The 13,875-nt window shown below is 38.8% G+C and carries 14 protein-coding genes; 2 read left to right on the forward strand and 12 right to left on the reverse strand.

Going from position 1 to position 13,875, the window contains the following annotated elements; translation table 11 throughout:
• Positions 1–62: 62 nt before the first annotated feature.
• The 11 genes from recA to BN53_RS08235 form a co-directional block, all read right to left on the reverse strand.
• Positions 63–1,139, reverse strand: a complete 1,077-nt coding sequence (gene recA, locus BN53_RS08185) for a recombinase RecA (RefSeq protein ID WP_040537401.1) — start codon at positions 1,137–1,139, stop codon at positions 63–65.
• Positions 1,140–1,314: 175 nt separating this feature from the next.
• Positions 1,315–1,878, reverse strand: a complete 564-nt coding sequence (gene pgsA / locus BN53_RS08190) for a CDP-diacylglycerol--glycerol-3-phosphate 3-phosphatidyltransferase (protein ID WP_009560490.1) — start codon at positions 1,876–1,878, stop codon at positions 1,315–1,317.
• Between the two features lie 34 nt (positions 1,879–1,912).
• Positions 1,913–2,935 carry a helix-turn-helix domain-containing protein gene (locus tag BN53_RS08195; RefSeq protein ID WP_009560491.1) on the reverse strand — a complete coding sequence of 341 codons (1,023 nt, stop codon included), beginning with the start codon at positions 2,933–2,935 and terminating at the stop codon, positions 1,913–1,915.
• 68 nt (positions 2,936–3,003) lie between these two features.
• Positions 3,004–3,732 (reverse strand): elongation factor P 5-aminopentanone reductase, encoded by a 729-nt coding sequence (gene ymfI, locus BN53_RS08200; protein WP_009560492.1) that lies wholly within the window; start codon positions 3,730–3,732, stop codon positions 3,004–3,006.
• A 3-nt stretch (positions 3,733–3,735) separates the two neighbouring features.
• Positions 3,736–4,977 (reverse strand): M16 family metallopeptidase, encoded by a 1,242-nt coding sequence (locus BN53_RS08205; RefSeq protein ID WP_009560494.1) that lies wholly within the window; start codon positions 4,975–4,977, stop codon positions 3,736–3,738.
• On the reverse strand, positions 4,974–6,188 hold the full coding sequence (locus BN53_RS08210; protein ID WP_009560495.1) for a M16 family metallopeptidase: 1,215 nt from the start codon (positions 6,186–6,188) through the stop codon (positions 4,974–4,976). The genes BN53_RS08205 and BN53_RS08210 overlap by 4 nt, the downstream gene beginning before the upstream one ends.
• A complete protein-coding gene (locus tag BN53_RS08215) occupies positions 6,175–8,640 on the reverse strand; it encodes an FtsK/SpoIIIE family DNA translocase (protein WP_009560496.1) in 2,466 nt (821 codons plus the stop codon). Before BN53_RS08215 ends, BN53_RS08210 begins: the two co-directional genes overlap by 14 nt.
• Before the next feature lie 19 nt (positions 8,641–8,659).
• Positions 8,660–9,052, reverse strand: a complete 393-nt coding sequence (locus BN53_RS08220) for a DUF1149 family protein (RefSeq protein ID WP_009560497.1) — start codon at positions 9,050–9,052, stop codon at positions 8,660–8,662.
• The gene (gene trmL / locus BN53_RS08225; RefSeq protein WP_009560498.1) at positions 9,052–9,609 is read right to left on the reverse strand and encodes a tRNA (uridine(34)/cytosine(34)/5-carboxymethylaminomethyluridine(34)-2'-O)-methyltransferase TrmL; all 558 of its coding nucleotides are present in this window, start codon (positions 9,607–9,609) and stop codon (positions 9,052–9,054) included. Before trmL ends, BN53_RS08220 begins: the two co-directional genes overlap by 1 nt.
• A 51-nt stretch (positions 9,610–9,660) precedes the next feature.
• Positions 9,661–10,860: an AI-2E family transporter gene (locus tag BN53_RS08230; RefSeq protein WP_009560499.1), complete on the reverse strand. Its 1,200-nt coding sequence runs from the start codon at positions 10,858–10,860 to the stop codon at positions 9,661–9,663.
• Positions 10,861–10,873: 13 nt separating this feature from the next.
• Complete coding sequence (locus tag BN53_RS08235) at positions 10,874–11,251, reverse strand: PTS glucitol/sorbitol transporter subunit IIA (protein ID WP_009560500.1); 378 nt, start codon at positions 11,249–11,251, stop codon at positions 10,874–10,876.
• 144 nt (positions 11,252–11,395) lie between these two features.
• Between BN53_RS08235 and BN53_RS08240 the strand changes: the two genes are divergently transcribed.
• Positions 11,396–12,424, forward strand: coding sequence for a lactonase family protein (locus tag BN53_RS08240; RefSeq protein ID WP_009560501.1), 1,029 nt, complete (start codon positions 11,396–11,398; stop codon positions 12,422–12,424).
• Between the two features lie 67 nt (positions 12,425–12,491).
• Here BN53_RS08240 and BN53_RS08245 read toward each other — a convergent pair whose 3' ends face one another.
• On the reverse strand, positions 12,492–12,881 hold the full coding sequence (locus tag BN53_RS08245) for a hypothetical protein (protein ID WP_009560503.1): 390 nt from the start codon (positions 12,879–12,881) through the stop codon (positions 12,492–12,494).
• Positions 12,882–13,179: 298 nt separating this feature from the next.
• Between BN53_RS08245 and BN53_RS08250 the strand changes: the two genes are divergently transcribed.
• A complete protein-coding gene (locus tag BN53_RS08250; protein WP_009560504.1) occupies positions 13,180–13,824 on the forward strand; it encodes a phosphatase PAP2 family protein in 645 nt (214 codons plus the stop codon).
• Positions 13,825–13,875 lie beyond the last annotated feature (51 nt).

A 13,875-nucleotide genomic window follows, 5' to 3' on the forward strand; every position in this document is an offset into this window, starting at 1 on the left:
CAATTGACAAGAAAAAACCTTGGAATCAAATTCCAAGGTCAAGATCAATTTCTTTGATCGTATTAGCTTTTGCTAGCTTCGCTATCATCGTTTTTTTCTTTGGCCTTTGCAGGCTTTTCTTGGTCTTGAGTCGCTGAATCTTTATCTTCGCCAATGCCATAAGCATCACGAACTTGTGTTTCAATTTCTGCATAAAGATCCTTATGCTCTTCAAGATAAGTTTTAGCATTTTCGCGACCCTGGCCAATTCGATCGCTCTTATATGAATACCATGATCCGGCCTTGTCGATAATGTCCTTTTCAACAGCCATATCAAGCAATTCACCACTTTGAGAAATACCCTTGCCGTACATAATGTCAACTTCTGCTAGCTTGAATGGTGGAGCAACCTTGTTCTTAACTACCTTGATCTTAACGCGGTTACCTAAAGCATCACCTGATTGTTTGATTGTGTCTGAACGTCTTACATCTAGTCTAATAGTTGAATAAAACTTCAAGGCACGTCCACCAGGGGTGGTTTCTGGGCTACCAAACATAACGCCAACTTTTTCACGAATCTGATTGATAAAGATCGCAATTGTCTTAGTTTTGTTGATATTACCAGAAAGCTTACGCAAAGCCTGACTCATCAACCGAGCTTGCAAACCAACGTGGGAATCACCCATTTCGCCATCGATTTCTGCTCGTGGCACCAAAGCAGCAACTGAGTCGACTACCAAAATGTCAACTGCTCCAGAAGAAATCAAGGTATCAGCGATTGACAAACCTTCTTCACCAGTATTTGGTTGTGAAAGAATCAAGTCATCGATATTTACGCCTAAAGCTTTTGCATAGTCTGGATCCATTGCATTTTCAGCATCGATATAAGCTGCAGTACCGCCTCTTTTTTGGACTTCTGCTACAGCGTGGAGTGCAACAGTAGTCTTACCTGAAGATTCTGGTCCATAAATTTCGATAATTCGACCACGTGGATATCCACCAACTCCAAGGGCAGCATCAAGGGCAAGAGAACCAGTTGGAATGGTTGAGATCTTGGTATCTGCCTTTTCGCCCATTCTCATAACGGCTCCCTTACCAAAGTTCTTTTCGATCTTCTTAAGGGCATCTTCTAATGCCTTTTGCTTTTCATCTTTAGCCACCAAAAAAATTCATCTCCTTTAAACATCACTACATAATTATACTTGGTCTAATAAATAGAATGCAAGAAATTGGGAAACTAGTCCCCATATAATATATACGCAAAAAATCGCCAAAAATTTTTTTGAAAATAAAAAAATTCGAAAATAAAAAACTGGGACAAGCCCAGTTTTGAAATTACATAGAACCTTTAAATACGCCCCATGAACCCTTGAAGTAGTCGTATCCTGAGTAAACAGCAAATACTAAAGCTACATAAAGCATAATAGTTCCGATCTTAAATGGATCTCCTACTAACAAAAGAATGATTGCTAACATTTGTGCAGTAGTCTTAATCTTACCTGGCATCTTAGCTGCAATAACTTCGCCATCGTTTTCAACTACGATCAAACGCAAACCAGTTACGGCAAGTTCGCGGCAAACGATAATTGCAACGATCCAAGCTGGAGCTAATTTCAATTCTACTAAAAAGATGAAGGCAGTCATAGTCAACATCTTGTCTGCAAGTGGGTCAGCAAACTTGCCAAAATTAGTTACTAAATGACGCGCACGTGCAATATGTCCATCTAACCAGTCAGTTGCTGAAGCAACTGCAAATACGATCATCGCAATTAATTGAAGCCACGATACTTCATTGCCTCCAACCATATATCCACCGGTTGCGTCCTTAAAGACTAGCAATAACATAAATACTGGAATCATAAAGATTCTCAACATTGTCAATTTATTTGGTAAATTCATACTTCTTCCACACTTCTAATTTTAAATTTCAATTTTATTGATTATTGTCTGAACCGCCATCGTTTTGATCAGAACTGCCAGCTGATGAACTGGTGTTTTGATCAGTAGCACTGCTGCTTTGGCTTGATTGTTGACTTTGAGTAGTAGATGATTGTGAACTACTTTGAGCGCTACTTGAACTAGATGAGCTACTTTGAGTAGTTGAACTAGTAGTGGTGCTTGAGCTAGTAGTTGTTGAAGAATCCTGATTCTTGCCAATCAACAAAGTAATTGTACGGTAGCTTGAAGTAGCAGTGTATGGAATCTTCTTGCCAGCAACCTTAATTGAAGTACCATTGTCATTTCCGAAAGTTACAGTAACTGAAGTAGCATCAGTTGGCAAAGTCAATTCATGACTTTGGTTAGCAGACATAGTTTGTTGCCATTGAACAGTTCCGTTAATTGCGATACTTACGCTAATTGCTTGATCGCCAGACTTAACTTCCAGTTTACGGTTTGACTTTAAGCCAAGAATTCGATATTGATTATCGTCAATCTTTTGTACCTTAACTGCAGCCTTCTTCTTTTTAACTGCTGGCTTTGAGCTCTTCTTTGAAGAACTTTGTGATGAAACAGTCACGTTGCTATCTGCATTGTTGTTTTGATTGCCTGAAGAAAGGTGAGCATATAAAACATATACCACTAAAACAACAACTACCACGCCCAAGCCTACAGCTATTCTAGGCAAGTAATTCTTCCATAAATTCTTCTTGTTATTGGTAGTCTTTTTGACTTCTTCGCTTTTATTATCAATGGAATTTTCAACGTATTCATCAGGTTTTGATTCTGGAACATCTTGATGATATTCGCTCAATAATTCCTTGCCATCTAGCCCAACGATTTGGGCATATTGTCTAATAAACGCTCTTACGTAAAAGTCGCCAGGAAGCTTATCGAATTCATTTTGTTCGATTGCGGTTAAATATCTTCCCTGAATCTTCGTGGTCTTTTCAATATCTGAAATAGTAAGACCCTTTTCCTCTCTGGCACTACGTAATTTTTCTCCAATATCTGCCATAATTACCTCTTAAAAATTTAGATTATCAAATTGAGTATACCATAAATATTCGTATTTATACCGAGTTATTATAAAAGCCACCCACCTGAGACATAAATTGTTTGTCCGGTTAGATATGCACTCTCTTTAGCTAGCAAATTTTTCACCCAAAAAGCAACGTCGCTTCCTTGAGCTAGTCTTCCCATTGGAATCTCCTCTTTGAGCAAATCAAAGGTATCTTCAGAAAAGATTTTGTTCATTTCAGTATCTACTGCACCAGGAGCTAGGGTATTGACAGTCAAATTAGCTGAAGCTACTTCTCTAGCATAAGCCTGACTAAAGCGACTAAGTCCGGCCTTGCTTGCACTATATACAGCTTCTAGTGCACTGCCTTGGCCGCCATAGACTGAACCAAGATAGACAATCCGGCTGTATTCTTGCTTAGTCAACATTTGCTCTAGCAATCTGGTTATTTTGATAGGTACTAGTAAATTCACTTGCATAATTTGATCGATCTTAGATAGCCTTTGATCAGCCAAAAAGCCATAGTCAGTAATTCCTTGAGCAAAGACTAGCGCATTGACTGGAAAAAGCTGACTTGTCCATTGCTCTAAGCTTTGATTATCTGCCAAAAAATCCAGCTTAACCGGCATAAAATCTTGACTTTGATATTGCTCGCTTAGCTGATTCATCAGCTCTATCGCCTTTTGTTCATTATGGCAATAATGCAAATATAAAGACCAGCCATCTTTAGCAAGTTCTTGGCAAATAGCTTCTCCAATACCACCAGTTGCACCAAACACAATTGCTCGTTGCATAAACTACTTTCCTTTCCTTAAACTAACCGAACAGATCTCACAACCTTCTAGCAAGCTTTGACAGAATTTTTGATAATCTTCAAAACTCATCGCTTGAAGATTGCGCAAGTTGGCATAAGAATCCTCATTGTCCAAACTGCCTTCAGCCATTTCGATTGCTAAGAAAGGAATATTATTCAAACTGCGCTCATGCTGAGCGAGCCATTCTTTTTTCTGCATTTCAAAAAACATTTTGGCATAAACTAGATCTTTGCTAGAGATTGGTTTGACTATTTCTTTTTTGATTTGATCGATCAGAATTGGACTTTTTGGACTTAATCCTAAAATCGTCACGAAATTTCCTTGACGGGTATAATTTGCGGAAATTTGCAATGAGTTAGTAACTAAACCGGCTTGCTTCATTTGCTCAAACCATGGGCTCATTACACTCAGTTTCGATTCTAACATTATTTCTAGCAAAATTTGAGCCAATTCCCAACTTGATAATACTTTCTTAAAATTTTGCAGACGCAGGCCTAGACCAAACATGTTGGAGTCAGTTGTCGAATCAATCACTAAATCGCGCATTTTTCCATGCTCTTGCAAATCAGAAAACTTTGCCTTTTTAGAGCTATCTAGGTACTTTTTTTGCAATTTATCAACTAGCGAAGTAATGGATTGAATTTGTCCCTCAGAAAAATCTCCGCAGGCAATAAAATGCATTTTTTCTGGCAAATAATTTTCTTGATATACCTGCGTCAAATCTTCCGCAGTAATAGCTGCAATTGACTCCTTAGTTCCAGCTACATCAATGCCCAAATTTGATTGATCAAACATTTCGATCATCAAATTATTGCCAATTGCCCAAGAAGGGTCATCTTGATACATAGCCAATTCCTGCTGGATAATTGGCGTTTCTTTAGCTACATTTTCTTTAGTAAAATATGGTTCGCCAACTAATCTAAACAGCAATTCGATCAGCTTATTATTCTGATCGATTCCGCTACAATAAAACATCGTTTCATTGAACGAGGTCATGGCATTTACATCAGCGCCCAACTTTTCAAACTGATGCGAAAGGTCTCCCTCAGGCTTAGCAAAAAGCTTGTGTTCAAGAAAATGAGCTGAGCCGGGCTTTTCTTGTGGATCGGCACTACCAAAGTCAACAATTATCCCAAAGAAACGCTGATTAAAATTAGGCCGCAAAACAATCTGGGAAGTAAGGCCAGACTCGTATTTATGAGAATATATTTTAGGTGCTATCATTTTAATACATAACTTTCATTCAAAAATAGTTTCTGAGCAAAAGTAGTCATCTGCTTCATGGTCAAATGACTAATCGCCCAGTCGCGGTTAAACTCTTGATAACCAGAAAATAACTCACCACGCAAAAGTTGGGCCAAATGCCAGCTTTCATGGTCTTGACCGATCAATTGGACGTTCTTCAGGCTCTTTTTGGCCTTTTTAAATAAGGCTTCGTCGATCTCGCCATTAGCGACTTTATTGACTTCTTGAAGAATAATCGCCTTAGCCTCGTCTGCTTTTTCCGGATCAAGTCCTGCATTAATCAAAAAGAGGCTATTATTAGCATAATTATTGGCATCGATTGCATAAGCAGCACCTAATTCTTCGCGGACTTTGACAAACAACTTAGATGACTGATCTCCTGCCAAATATTGTGCCAGCATCATCCCAGCAATCTGTTCTTGATAGGTCATCTTGCCGGCAAAGCCGTAGCCAATGAGCAGCTGAGCTTGATAATTATCTTGCTCATCAAACTCATTAATCTGCAGTTTTGGTGCTGGAATAGTCAAGTTATCGACCATGAAGCGCTTGATTAAGCCTGGCTGCTTGAAATGGTCATGGATCAGCTTTTCAACTTGGCTACTTCCTTTAGCAAAGCCGACAACTGCCACTGGCAACATCTTCATATTGTCAAAGAACTCCCGCAAACTATAATCATCTGCTTCTTCGATCTCTTTAACTGGTCCAACGAAATTTTCGGCATAATCTGGCTCATCTTGATACCAAAGCTTAAAGAAGCGATCCAAGGCATAATTGGCTGGCTCTTGAATCAATTCTTGGTAATCAGCTAAAATCTGCCTTTTGGTATATTCGATTAGTTCATCGTCAAAGCTAGGATGCTGGACAATTTTGGCAAATAAATCCACGATCGCTTGATATGTATATTCTGGATCTAATATCTCTTGAGGCTCGATGAAATTAGCAATATAAGAAACGATTAATTCTTTTCCAAACAATTGGGGACTGGCTTCAAATTGCAAATCATAAAGATTGGACATGGCCGCTTCTTGACTGCTAATAGTTGGATAAAACAAACTGGCATTGCTTTGCAATCTCGTAATCAAGCTAGCATAGGCTAAATTATGACTAGTTAAGGGCAAACGCAAAAAACAGCCAATAGTGGCTGTAGTAAATTTATCATTAGGAACAATTTTCGTATTAATTGTGAGCATCATGATTCTCTTCCTTTTCTGGAGGCAAAAGTACTTGACGAGGTTTGGATCCTTCAGAAGGACCTACGACACCTCTAGCTTCCATTTCTTCAACAATTCTGGCAGCACGATTGTAACCAATTCTAAAGCGGCGTTGGAGCATTGAAACGCTGGCACTTTGCTGATGGCGAACAAGATCTACTGCTTGCTGATAAAATTCATCTTCTGGCTCATCATTATCGCTATCATCGCTTGAAGAACCATGTTGCGGAATCATTTCTTGATCATATTCAGCTTCTTGTTGCTGCTTGACCCATTCAATGACCTTTTCAACTTCATCACTAGCAATATAAGCTCCCTGAATTCTTTCAGGCTTGCTTGCACCAATTGGCATGTATAACATATCCCCTCGGCCTAGCAATTTTTCTGCACCGGTTTGGTCCAAAATTGTCCGCGAATCAGTCCCACTAGAAACTGCAAAAGAAATTCTCGAAGGAACATTGGCCTTGATTAAACCAGTAATAACATCGACACTTGGACGCTGAGTTGCCAAAATCATGTGAATTCCGGCTGCTCTAGCCATCTGTCCCAATCTAACGATTTGATCTTCAACCTCGCGTCCGCCAACCATCATAAGGTCACTTAATTCATCAACAACAACGACAATGAATGGCAATGGCTTCATGGCTGGCTTAGACCTATCCTGATTGTTTTCTTCAACCTTTTGGTTGTATTCGCCAATATTTCTTGCCCCACTGGCTGCAAATAGCTTATAGCGTCGTTCCATTTCTTTAACTGCCTTGTGCAAGGCTTTAGCTGCAAGCTTGGAATCAGTGACAACTGGAATCAATAAATGAGCTACCCCATTATAAACGGAAAGCTCAACCATCTTAGGGTCAATCAAAACCAACTTAACTTCTTCTGGACGAGCCTTCATCAAAATAGAAGTCAAGATCGTGTTGATTGCAACAGACTTACCAGAACCAGTTGAACCGGCAATCAAAAGGTGGGGCATTTTGGTTAAATTAGCCGAAATAATTTGACCGGTAACATCTTTTCCAAGTGGCACAGTCAACGGATCTTGCTTGCCTTTTGCATCTTGATGTTCCATTACGTCTTTAAAAGAAACCGCAGACGTCGTTTTATTCGGAACTTCGATTCCGATAAACGGCTTGCCAGGAATGGGTGCTTCAATTCTGATATCCTTAGCCGCTAATGCCAAAGCCAAGTCATCTGCCAAGTTAACAATTCGGCTAACTTTAACCCCAACAGCTGGCTGAACTTCATAACGAGTGATTGTCGGACCCAGGATGGCCTTTTTGATGATTACATCAACGCCGAAACTCTTGAAAGTTGATTGCAAGGTGGCGGTATTTTGCTGAATCATCTTTTTATCGGATGATTGGTCAATCTTCTTGATTGGATCAAGTAAGCTAAGTGGTGGCTTTTTATAGATTCGATTTGGCTTAGCTGCTGGCTGCTGATCAAGCTCGCCGTGGTTAACGTCGGCTAATTCTGCTACTAACTTTTGATCTTCTTGAGCAAAATTATGCGGACGAGGCAACTCATCTGGCTCTTCGTCTTCTTGCACCTCTTCTGCTTCTTCATGTTGCTGGGCAACTTGAACTTGCACTGGCTCGGAAGGAGTTGCTTCAACTACAGGAATATCTTCTTGATCTTCGTCTTGTTTATCTGATTCATCAACAGAAAAATCAGTCACATCAGGAAAAACCGCATTGCTATCCATAAATGGATCCCGCAAATTAGCTTGGTTTTCTTGCTCTTTTTGCAATCTAGCTTCTTGTTGCTGCTCGCGAAGCTCAGTATATTTATCCTTGATCTTTACGCCGGCTTCTTTATTTTTATCGATAAAAGTTTGGCTAGATTTTTGGAACTTTTCAACAACCGTGCGGTATTTGACATCAAGAAACATCAAAATACCAATTGGAATTAAAACCCAAGCCAAAATCGTGGTCCCCAGCTGTCCTAACAGTGGATAAAGCAACTGATAGGCAATCGCGCCAAACAAGCCCCCGCCAACTGACTGCGTAATATTAATTCGACCGAATTCTTCGCCAATTTCAGTGATGAAGGAATTAACAAAACCAGAATAGACTAGATTCTTGCTAAAAAAGCCAATTGATTGAATCAATAAAATTGGATACAAGATCAAAACAATCCCTAATCCACGCTTTAATCTAAACTTGGGCAATTTTCCATAGATGATCATAATGGTTCCAACAATTGCAATGATCCCTGCAAAAATTAGATATGAATCTCCAACAAAAAAGCGTAGTAAATTAGCGACTGTTTTGCCTAACCAACCTACGCGCATAAAGGATAACAAGGATAAAACCAGCATTGCGATCCCACTTGTTACCCAGTAAAGAGTATCTTCTTGCTTTTTCTTTGCCTTCCGGGCTACAGTATTTTTTCTTTTCTTGACATTTCTGCTAGTTTTTTTCTTAGGCATGAACTCACCCTAATTAAACTTAAAAATTAGCTTGGAAATTCAAGTTGACTGGTTCGTCAAGCGTAATTTGAGTAACTTGATAAGTTAGCGTTTCAATGTATTCGACTAGTGGACGACTCAATAATCTGTAGTCGTTTGGATCAAGATCATCGCCTTCGCCGTAGTAGTCCTTCAACATAACGATTTGGCTAATCTTGCCGCTAACAGTGAAGAAGCCAGGATGTGGAGCTACATCGAAAGTTACAGATACTTCAAAGTAGCTGCCACCTTGCCCTGAATCAGTCGTACCATCTTCGTTATTTTTGGTTGCCTTGCTAAAAGCAACATTTACATCATTAGCTACTCTAGGCTCTTCATTTAAGTCGTAATGAAAAGCTTCAACCATGATTGGGGTTTCTTTTGAAAAGTCCATTATTTGCCTCCTAAATTGCGTTCATAACGTTCTGGACGATTGTAGTCATCCTTAAGTTTGTCATTTTCGTAGTGGTGCTCTTTTTCCATATTTGGGAAACCTTGTTGTCTCAAAGCTTCAAGCAAGACCATTGCTACAGAATTAGATAAATTGTAGCAACGAATATTGTCAGACATTGGAATTCTTAAATTGCGGTCATAGTATTCGCGCATGAAAGTTTCTGGCAAACCAGTAGTTTCCTTACCAAAAACAAAGTAATAATCCTTGTCTTGATCAGTATAATCTACTTCAGCATAGTTTTTGGATGAAAACTTTGAGATTAAGTACATTTCATCTGTTGGCTTTAAAGTCTTCAAAAATGCGTCCAAGTCATCATGCAAGTGAATTTCAACCTTGTCCCAGTAATCTAATCCTGCACGCTTCATTTGCTTGTCGTCAATCTTGAAGCCCAAAGGTTCGATTAAGTCCAATACCGTATTGGTACCAGCACAAGTTCTTGCAATATTTCCAGTGTTAGCTGGCATTACTGGTTCAAATAACACAACGTGATTTGTCATAAAAATATATTCCCCCTAGTTAGTAAAAAACGTGGTTTATAAAGCCACGTTTTACTCTGAATCTTTTGCCTGTAAGCTAGCAGAAGCATCTTCTGCTTGATCTTCTTGTTCGTCTGCAAAAATTTCTGAGACCTTACGGTAGTAATTGTACACACGGGAAACAATAATCTTCAAGACCGCGTAAGTCGGAATTCCGAAAATCACGCCCCAAAGTCCCCAGACTGCACTAGCACCAATCAAAACTAAAATTGTCGTGATGGGATGCATTTCAAGCTTGGTTCCCATTACCATTGGGCTGATTAATCTAGTTTCAATCAATTGTTCTACACCGAAAACAATCAATACCTTAATCAGCATTGGCACAGAAGTCATGGTTCCAACTACAACCGCTGGTACAAAAGCAATCATCGAACCAAAATAAGGAATCAAGTTCAAAAATCCTGCCATGATTGCCAAAGCATAGCCATATGGCAAGCCAATTATACTATATCCAATCGCAAACATCACGCCAACCCAAAAGGCAACTGTAATTTGTCCACGGACATAGGCTGAAATAGCGAAATTGATATCATACAATAATTGGCTAAAACTCTCCTGCCAGCGTTTAGGAGCAAATTTCACCAAGTACGGACGCAATTGATGACCATCTTTCAACATAAAGAATAAAACCACAGGCGCTGTCAGCAAGGTCATCACAATCATCGTAATCACGCTCACAGCTGAAGAAATATTTCCAAGCGTAGCGTTGATCGTTGATTGTCCAGATTTAAATAAGATCTTCTGGGCGTTGTCAATCGTATCTTTCAAGTTTTGTCTAACTGTATATAGTCTTGGATCCTTCAAAGTCTTCTGCGTTGCATTGACTGCCCCATCCCAAATGCTTGGCCAGTTCTTGATCAAAGCATGAACTTGCTGTTGAACGATTGGGATGATGGTGTTGATAATCCAAATTAAGGCAACAACCACTAATACAAATAACAAGAGCGTGGTAACTAATCTTGGGACTTTGTATTTTCGCTCAAGCAAGTCAACCAGCGGATTCATAATGTAGTATTGAATCAGTGCTAGTAGAATCGGTGGCATAATTGCACTTACAAAAACCCAAGCAGGGTTAAGGATAAAGGATACCTTATTAAAAACCCAAATTATCAGCAAAAATAGTAATGCATTAAGCAATACAACGCTGAATCGATTGTTCAGCACCCAACGCTCAAATAGATTTTGGCGCCTTGAGTCATTCTTTTGTGTCATTCAATCAATCCTTTTAAATATGTTCATAGGTAATGTCATCATTTTCCTTAAAGTTAGGAGTACGTGAGTCAGTTGGGTCAAAATAAACTGCATTGGCAAGTGGAGCCTTAGGAACTTTGCGACCAAAGAACAAGGTTGCGTGTCCTAAAGCCTTCATGTTGCTTTCGACTAGCGGTCCAACATAAGCAGCTACGAAAGTATCTCCGTCAACAGTAATGGTGTCGCCTTTTTTCATCACAAAGGTGTTAACTGGAGTTGCTGAGTCAAACTTTTGCATCACAGAAACTTCAGCTAAATCCTTATTAGCACCTTGACCAAATAAGATAAACATTCCATCCTTGGAATCTAAAGCCTTTTTACCGATTGCTTCAATTGTTGCAGTCCATTTCATAATTAAAACTCCTTCTCTATTCTAACATAAGCCATCTTTCACGAAATAGAGCTAATCGAGCTAAGATAGCTAATTTTTTGAAATTTTCCTATACTTTAATTATATAATTAAAGTAGTCGTATTTTTAAGTAAAGGAGAAAAAAATTGAAAGTTTTAATCGGTGGATATACTAAACAGACTTCCAAGGGAATCTATCAGCTTGATTTAACTGGTAAAGATAGCGAAGCTAGACTTTTAGAAGCCAAAAATATTATTGAAGTTGGTGGCCCAACCTACTTCCAAAAAGACAAGAATCTTATTTTTGCAATCAATAATGCTGGAAAAGAAGGCGGCATTAGCGTTTTTGATGCTAATAAAGACTATCAAGAAGTTGATCAAGCTCTTGCCAAAGGATCTTCCCCTGCTTATGTCGGAATCAATCCTGAAAAGAAGCTAATCTACACTGCCAACTACCATACTGCAGTTTTATCAGTCTTTAGCTACAATGAGGAAGGCAAGTTAACTTTGCTTGACAGCGTTACTCATACAGCTGATACTTTGGGACCTCGTCCTGAACAAGTTGACGGTCCTCACCCTCACTATTTCGATGAAACTCCTAAAGGCAACTTAGTATCTTGTGATTTAGGAAATGACCGCGTTGACTTTTACCGTTTAGAAAATGACAAGTTAGTTCACTTAGCAAACTATCAAAGCGAAGCTGGCTTTGGTGATCGTCACCTTGTCTTTTCAAAAGATGGTGGTTACTTCTACGTAGTCGGTGAATTGTCCAGCAAGATTAGTGTAGTTAAATTTAACGAAGAAACTTGGGAATTTGAAACTGTAGCAACTTATTCAACTATTCCAGAATCATGGGATAGCCACAATGGTGCTGCAGCAGTGAAGATTTCTAGCGATGGCAAGTTTATCTACGTTTCAAATCGTGGTAATGACTCATTAGCAGTCTTTGAAGTTTTAGCTGATCACACTTTGAAATTAGTGCAAAGAATCTCTGTCTTTGGAGAATTTCCTCGCGACTTCAACTGGGATCAATCAGAGCGCTATGTAGTTGCTGCTAACCAAAACACTAACAATGCTAGTCTCTATTTAAGAAACAGCCAAGATGGTACATTGACTCCAATTCAAAAAGATATCCAAGTTCCTGAAGGTACTAGAGTACTTTTTGTGGAAGACTAGTTACTAAAAGTAAAACCCCGGACTGTTAATTTTGATAGTCTGGGGTTGTTTTTATTCTTAAGAATTCTTATTTAAATAGGTTCACAAAACCTGTGAAAAATAAAACCGATGCAATTACATACACCTGGACAACATTTAAATTGCTCTCGCCTTGCTTTAGCTTTTTGGACATTTGACGGCCACGTTTGAAGATAAAAAGTGAGACTAGCATAATACAAACACCAATAATCCAATAAAAGCTATGCCCTAATTGCAAATTTGTTGTTTCTGTCATAAAAATAAGCGGCAATGCCACCAAAATTAGGCCAAAGTATCCACCATAATAAATAACAGCTGGAGCCAGGGCATTTTGTTTATTTTCTTTGTCCCATTTGTAAAATTTATAAGTTCGATATAACTGAAATGAACCTAGAGCAATCATAGCGAAATAAGCTATTGTTGATATTATATTTTCCATAATTTACACACTTTCTACGCAAAATTGCTTTATCTGCAATACCTTTTCCGTTCAATAAATAGTGACTAATCCCATTATTCCTTTCAGTATATCATATCATTATATCAAAAACACAATATACACAATTATATTATGTTCAGATCAACTGCACAAACTATCTACAAAGACATAGAAAGACATAGTTAGTATCAAGAAATAGTCTTTTTTACTTGCCAATTCTTTAATTTTTTATAATTCTACTGACAAACATGCCCCAATCTGCTAACCTAGCTAATAGCAAATTGAAAGAAGAGATACAATGCATAAAGAACATAATACATCGCTGTATCTTGGCCTAATTGGCTTTCTGATTTTCTGCAGTTCGCTTGTGCTACATGCTGGCTGGATTGGCAGTTTCGACCAAATGGGACAAGATTTTGCTCAAAACTTTGATCGCTTTGAGCAAATATTGACTACAGCAACTTTAATAGCTGAGCCAAAATTTGATCTAGTTTACATGGCAATCATTGTCGCGGGGCTATTTTTCCTCAAAAAGAAATTCCGACTACCTGCTCTGTCGCTTGCTTTTGCCTTAATCTTAGGTGATGGAATTGGAACAATCGTCAAGAAAGTTGTCCACCGGGCAAGACCAATTGGCCACTTAAGCGAAGACACCGGCTTTAGTTTTCCAAGTGGACACGTACTAGGAATGGCCATTATTATATTCTGGCTGATCCTAATCTTCTTGCCAATCATCGTTAAAAAGATGGCATTTAGATTGATCATCGATTTATTATTGCTCTTTGCTTTGGCAATCGTCATGATCTCCAGAGTTTACTTATTAGCTCACTATCCAAGCGATGTATTTGGTTCATTTTTCCTAGCGCTGGCCGTTATCGGCTTAGCTAAATTAATTTTGCACTTAGTCCCTCATGGCAATCGAACTAACCGCATAAACTACTAACAAAATAAGGGTTGAAATCTCCGTCTGATGGCGTTGATTTCAACCCTTATT

Source organism: Lactobacillus pasteurii DSM 23907 = CRBIP 24.76 (genome assembly GCF_000297025.1).
In the GTDB taxonomy this organism is placed as follows: domain Bacteria; phylum Bacillota; class Bacilli; order Lactobacillales; family Lactobacillaceae; genus Lactobacillus; species Lactobacillus pasteurii.

Bases quoted from the DNA above. Each gene is read 5' to 3' on its own strand.
- pgsA (WP_009560490.1), bottom strand. From the start codon at position 1,878: ATGAATTTACCAAATAAATTGACAATGTTGAGAATCTTTATGATTCCA.
- BN53_RS08195 (WP_009560491.1), bottom strand. From the start codon at position 2,935: ATGGCAGATATTGGAGAAAAATTACGTAGTGCCAGAGAGGAAAAGGGT.
- ymfI (WP_009560492.1), bottom strand. From the start codon at position 3,732: ATGCAACGAGCAATTGTGTTTGGTGCAACTGGTGGTATTGGAGAAGCT.
- BN53_RS08205 (WP_009560494.1), bottom strand. From the start codon at position 4,977: ATGATAGCACCTAAAATATATTCTCATAAATACGAGTCTGGCCTTACT.
- BN53_RS08210 (WP_009560495.1), bottom strand. From the start codon at position 6,188: ATGCTCACAATTAATACGAAAATTGTTCCTAATGATAAATTTACTACA.
- BN53_RS08215 (WP_009560496.1), bottom strand. From the start codon at position 8,640: ATGCCTAAGAAAAAAACTAGCAGAAATGTCAAGAAAAGAAAAAATACT.
- BN53_RS08220 (WP_009560497.1), bottom strand. From the start codon at position 9,052: ATGGACTTTTCAAAAGAAACCCCAATCATGGTTGAAGCTTTTCATTAC.
- trmL (WP_009560498.1), bottom strand. From the start codon at position 9,609: ATGACAAATCACGTTGTGTTATTTGAACCAGTAATGCCAGCTAACACT.
- BN53_RS08230 (WP_009560499.1), bottom strand. From the start codon at position 10,860: ATGACACAAAAGAATGACTCAAGGCGCCAAAATCTATTTGAGCGTTGG.
- BN53_RS08235 (WP_009560500.1), bottom strand. From the start codon at position 11,251: ATGAAATGGACTGCAACAATTGAAGCAATCGGTAAAAAGGCTTTAGAT.
- BN53_RS08245 (WP_009560503.1), bottom strand. From the start codon at position 12,881: ATGGAAAATATAATATCAACAATAGCTTATTTCGCTATGATTGCTCTA.
- BN53_RS08250 (WP_009560504.1), top strand. From the start codon at position 13,180: ATGCATAAAGAACATAATACATCGCTGTATCTTGGCCTAATTGGCTTT.